Raw genomic sequence first — 4706 nt, 5'->3', positions numbered from 1 at the left:
TTCCTATATCATATCTCTTATTTTAATTCCTGTTTTGTGGTTACACGGTTGCCACAATCGTAGTGACGTACGGTGTCATTCAAAGTAAACACCTACTGAGCCATTATCTTCCCATTAAATATCAACTGAGCCATGATTCTTATCATTTGTGAGGAAAACGTAGGCAAATTATAAAACAAAAAGAGCTAAGCGTTTTGTTATCAACAACCTAGCTCTTTTCAATGTACCCAGACCCGGTACAATGCCGTGAAAACAAGAGAAATTAAAAGAATATATTTAATTGATAATCAATACTTTGTGATTTTCTTATATTTGGCCATTTTGCTCATTTTTGCCTGTTTTTTGTTAGATAGTACACTTTTAGTACACTTTGATATTCGGAACTTTTTAGTATCTTTGCAAAATAAGAAAACATCTGAAAATAAACGAGTTAATGATTTTACTCGGTTTGATACACATTTAGGTACATAACTATCAACTATGGCAAAATTAGAAAATAAAGCAAAAGAAAACCCGAAATTGGAGCAAAATGTGCTTTCTGATGGTCGGATAAGTCTTTATCTTGAGTATTATCTTGGTAGAGAAGAAACGCCTGTTTTGGATGATAATGGTAATCCTGTTTTGTATGAAACAGGTAAAATGGTGGGTAAACCCAAAGTTCACATCAAACACAACAGGCGAAAAGAGAATTTGCAATTGTACTTGATAGCTAAGCCTCGCACTCCAATAGAACGGCAACAGAACAAAGAAACGTTTGAACTGGCCACCAAAATTCGTGCGGAGCGTGAACAACAGTTTAAGGAGAGTATGCTTGGTTATCGCCTGAAGAAAGACAGAAATGTCAACTTCTTAGACTATTATCAGGCGTACATTGATTGCTATACAAAGAAAGACCTGCGGATGATAAAGATAGCCTTGAATCGTTTTAAGGATTTTCTGAAAGAGCAATATCCAGTTTATGAGTTCAGTATTAAGCCCGAACTAATAACCAAGGATATGATGGAACACTTTGTTGAATATTTGCAATCAAGAAGTGTTGGTGAAGGAGCAAAGAGTATCTATCAGCGTTTCAAGAAAGTGGTGCGTTATGCTATTGATCACGAAGTGATGTTGAAAGACCCTTGTAAGGGAGTTGTGTGCAAGGTGGATGAGCAGATTTTACGCAAAGATGTGTTGTCAATGGATGAGATTCAATCACTGATTCAATGCCATTATGATAATGAAAATCCCAATGTCAGGCGAGCATTTATCCTATGTCTTTATTGTGGACTGCGCTTCTGCGATGTGAAAGATCTAACTTATAAAAACATCGACTATACCAATCGCCTCCTGAAATTTGAGCAGAATAAGACCAAAGGACATTCTGCAAATAGTGGTGTAGTTATTCCTCTGAACGACGGATTGCTATCATTGATAGGCGAAGCACCAGACGATTTGGATTCTTCCATATTTAATCTTCCCTCGTATGAGAGTTGCTGTAAATCTGTGAAACGGTGGGTAAAACGTGCAGGAATCAACAAACACATTAGTTGGCATTGTGCTCGCCACAGCTTTGCTGTGAATATTCTGAATAATGGTGCCAACATCAAGACCGTTTCAAGTCTTTTAGGGCATAGTGGATTAAAGCACACGGAGAAATATACTCGTGCTGTGGATAAATTGAAGTCTGAAGCGATAAATAGTTTGCCAGAATTAAAGATATAAAAAGAATTGCAAAACAGTTATTGGTATTATCTCTCTTAATCCATAAAATACTTATAGAAATCGAATCAGAGGAAAGACATGGCTTAATATAAAACTTATAACTGGAAAGACTAAAACTGCTTGAATTATAAGTTATATAAATGTAATTTCATTGTCTTGGTCTTAAAGAAATAAGATACAATTTACTTAAGGAATATCCTTGTGGTATATTGTATGTAGCTGTTTTTTTAGATTAATTTTAGGTGGAGACCTTTGTGGTTCGAATTATTATTATTACTTTTGTACCTACATAAATATACTCTTGCAAGATATGTTTGGAATTAAGACTTGTGACAAGGAACAATACAATCGTCACTTTTTAAGAGACGTTGTTTTTACAGTGCATTTTAAAGATAATGTCGCTTGTACAACGAATCGTGATAAATTTATATCTTCGTTAAAGGATAATTATCCAACCTGCCATGATGGTATTGCACAAGATATCTCGGTCACTCTTGGTAACGGTAAACAGGGAAATTCTGTCATCATCAATAACAATAATGATTCCCACCAAACAATCTTACGAACAGAGGATATGATGAAAGAGTTTGTCTTAAGGAATAATTCTTTACAATATAAAGAGTCAGGACATACTTATAAAGGATCTCAATCTTTTAATACGCAGCTTGAAAAAGCTTTGCAATTTTTAAAGTTTAATGGGACAGAAGAATGTAAGGCCCTTTCTCTTCGAAAAGTTAATATAATAGATTTTAAGTCTAATTCTAATAGTGATAACTCACAGCAAGACATACCCACTTATGGCCCTGCTCACGAATTATTGTCCAATAAATTGTTACCTACATATGAAAGTTATAATGAATGTAATAAGTATGTTGTTCAAAATTTACAAAGTTTACGTTTAAGGGATACTGACTATAATCTTGAAATAAAATATGGCTACCTTGTAGGTGAAAAGTCAGAGAATTTGGATTATGTTAAGGGGCAAGTCGTTTTGGATTTATTACTTGAAAGAATAGGCAATATATCAATTCAAAATATTGATAAGGAATTGACGAATTTTCATAATATCCTTTATGATGTGTTTAGATGGGCAACCACAGAAAAGATGTTGGAGATTTTAGAGAAGAAGTAGGCTATGGAAACAGTGCAAGAATATAGTATAGCATCCAATGATATGGAATTTTTGTCGGATCATACTAGTAAACGTGCTAATTATATCAGTAATACAGTTACCGCTGTTTTTCTTTGTAGTGGTCTTTTCTCTGTATCTTTACCAGCTTCGGTAACTAATGTGCCTAGGAATTCTCGTTTCTCATATTCTGTACCGAGGAATGACAAAAGGTACGAAAAGTATGCTAAACGTGATGAAAAGGATATTATAGAACTTAAGAAAATGAATATCATTTCTGATATACGTGATTTGAGTTTATTAGAGAATGATTGGGATGGATATGGTGCCATAAAGGTTTTACCTATATGTATAAATAATTCTATTAATATAATCAACTCTAAAATTATATCTTGCGATTATGTTGATGATATCTATGCAAATCCTAATGGTACAGTTTCCATAATATGGGATAATCAAGTTGCAAAAAGTACTGTTGGTTTGGAGGTTGGTGAAACAGAAATGTCTTTTTATTATCTTAATGGTAATAAACAAGAAATTGTAAACCATGTTCCTTTTAACGAAGAGTCTTATACGCAACTTTCAAAACTACTTTGCCAACTTTGATGTGCAGTATTACTTTAGACATAGATAATCAAGAGAACATATTAAGAACTATATATTCTCCTGCTAATTTCAATCCTAAGGGTAAATTGCGTGGAAATTTTATGCGGCCTCAATTTTCAAAGGCTGATGAAGATGACCCCACTATAGCAAGTAATAAGATTTCAGTAACAAGAGTTGATTTTGTTAATCTTGATTTTTGTAAAAACCATGCTAAATCTCATAGCAGCAAACCTAATCGCTTTTATTGGGGATTTGCTAGGTTTATAGCTTCTGATATAAGAAATACTCCTAACGTTGATATATCCTCTAAACCAGTAGAGGATAACCCAGCTCATGCTAATATTACGTATGATTTTAGAATCCCAATTTCTCCAGGAGCGACTATTGGTGCTGAGTATGAACTAGCCATAAAGGCATTAGTTGGTAAAGCGCAAATTATGCGGGATCCTTCACCTGATGATGCAAATTGGACAGGTGATAATATATAAAGATGAAGCTCATTTATATTTACAGAGGTTTAAACAGCAACTCTTATAGATGATATATAACTCATTGTAAAAACTTATAGCTAAATGATTTAGTCGTAAAGTTGTTGGCTTAATAATGGATATTTTGGAAAAAATCTTATTATTCGTTTCATAGAGTGCCATTTAAACTGTTTTATTGTGTAAATGACACCCTATAAAAATAAAAGCAATATTAAGCTCATCGAGCATCAATGGACCAACGTTGAATTCCATTAGCATCTATATATGAAGCATGGCATCCTATTGGATAGTCCAATACTCTATCTATGTTAACATCAACAGTGTTATTAACATCAACAGCACCAGTTACCTCCATTCTGTTTGGAAACTCAATATCTTCCTGATTGTCAACTTTTGTATGATTAGGTAGTATCCCCATATTCTGAAGTACAAGAATCCAAACCCCAATAACAATCAATAGACTAAGACTATCCTTTTTCTGCAATTTAGATAAAAGGATTAAAAGATTTTCTTTCAATTTCATTTTAAATTCCATACTATTATATCCTAGTGTCCGCAAGCGGATAAATTATATTTTCTAAGTAAATGAACGAACTAACATTAAGCCTCCTTAGATTTTATTATTTGAAAATTTTACTAAACTGAGTGTTGTGTAAGATTTTTAATAATGCAAAGATAGCAAATTTTTACTAAAACACTTTTTAGCGTACTTTTTTATTGTCGACTATTTCAATATGTATCGTATCATTTATGCGGACAGAGGTAATATTATAAGTTCC

The 4706-nt window shown here is 33.2% G+C and carries 5 protein-coding genes; 4 read left to right on the top strand and 1 reads right to left on the bottom strand.

The annotated features are described in order from the left end of the window. Window positions 1–480: 480 nt before the first annotated feature. The 4 genes from HMPREF0645_RS10380 to HMPREF0645_RS10365 all read left to right on the top strand — a co-directional run bounded on the left by HMPREF0645_RS10380 (window position 481) and on the right by HMPREF0645_RS10365 (window position 3927). Window positions 481–1704 carry a site-specific integrase gene (locus tag HMPREF0645_RS10380; RefSeq protein ID WP_007174956.1) on the top strand — a complete coding sequence of 408 codons (1224 nt, stop codon included), beginning with the start codon at window positions 481–483 and terminating at the stop codon, window positions 1702–1704. 310 nt (window positions 1705–2014) lie between these two features. After that, on the top strand, window positions 2015–2836 hold the full coding sequence (locus HMPREF0645_RS10375) for a TIGR04255 family protein (protein WP_007174955.1): 822 nt from the start codon (window positions 2015–2017) through the stop codon (window positions 2834–2836). A gap of 3 nt (window positions 2837–2839) precedes the next feature. Further along, window positions 2840–3439 (top strand): hypothetical protein, encoded by a 600-nt coding sequence (locus tag HMPREF0645_RS10370; protein WP_007174954.1) that lies wholly within the window; start codon window positions 2840–2842, stop codon window positions 3437–3439. Next, on the top strand, window positions 3427–3927 hold the full coding sequence (locus tag HMPREF0645_RS10365) for a hypothetical protein (protein WP_169305462.1): 501 nt from the start codon (window positions 3427–3429) through the stop codon (window positions 3925–3927). The genes HMPREF0645_RS10370 and HMPREF0645_RS10365 overlap by 13 nt, the downstream gene beginning before the upstream one ends. Before the next feature lie 217 nt (window positions 3928–4144). Here HMPREF0645_RS10365 and HMPREF0645_RS10360 read toward each other — a convergent pair whose 3' ends face one another. Continuing rightward, window positions 4145–4462 (bottom strand): hypothetical protein, encoded by a 318-nt coding sequence (locus tag HMPREF0645_RS10360; RefSeq protein ID WP_007174952.1) that lies wholly within the window; start codon window positions 4460–4462, stop codon window positions 4145–4147. Window positions 4463–4706 lie beyond the last annotated feature (244 nt).

Origin of the sequence: Hallella bergensis DSM 17361, assembly GCF_000160535.1 — a bacterium.
Classification (GTDB): domain Bacteria; phylum Bacteroidota; class Bacteroidia; order Bacteroidales; family Bacteroidaceae; genus Prevotella; species Prevotella bergensis.
The sequence above is the reverse complement of the archived record's forward strand: the minus strand, read 5'-3'. Positions and strand labels throughout refer to the sequence as shown.

Excerpts from the sequence above, each read along its gene's own strand:
- HMPREF0645_RS10360 (WP_007174952.1), bottom strand. The coding sequence starts at position 4,462 with ATGGAATTTAAAATGAAATTGAAAGAAAATCTTTTAATCCTTTTATCT.
- HMPREF0645_RS10380 (WP_007174956.1), top strand. The coding sequence starts at position 481 with ATGGCAAAATTAGAAAATAAAGCAAAAGAAAACCCGAAATTGGAGCAA.
- HMPREF0645_RS10375 (WP_007174955.1), top strand. The coding sequence starts at position 2,015 with ATGTTTGGAATTAAGACTTGTGACAAGGAACAATACAATCGTCACTTT.
- HMPREF0645_RS10370 (WP_007174954.1), top strand. The coding sequence starts at position 2,840 with ATGGAAACAGTGCAAGAATATAGTATAGCATCCAATGATATGGAATTT.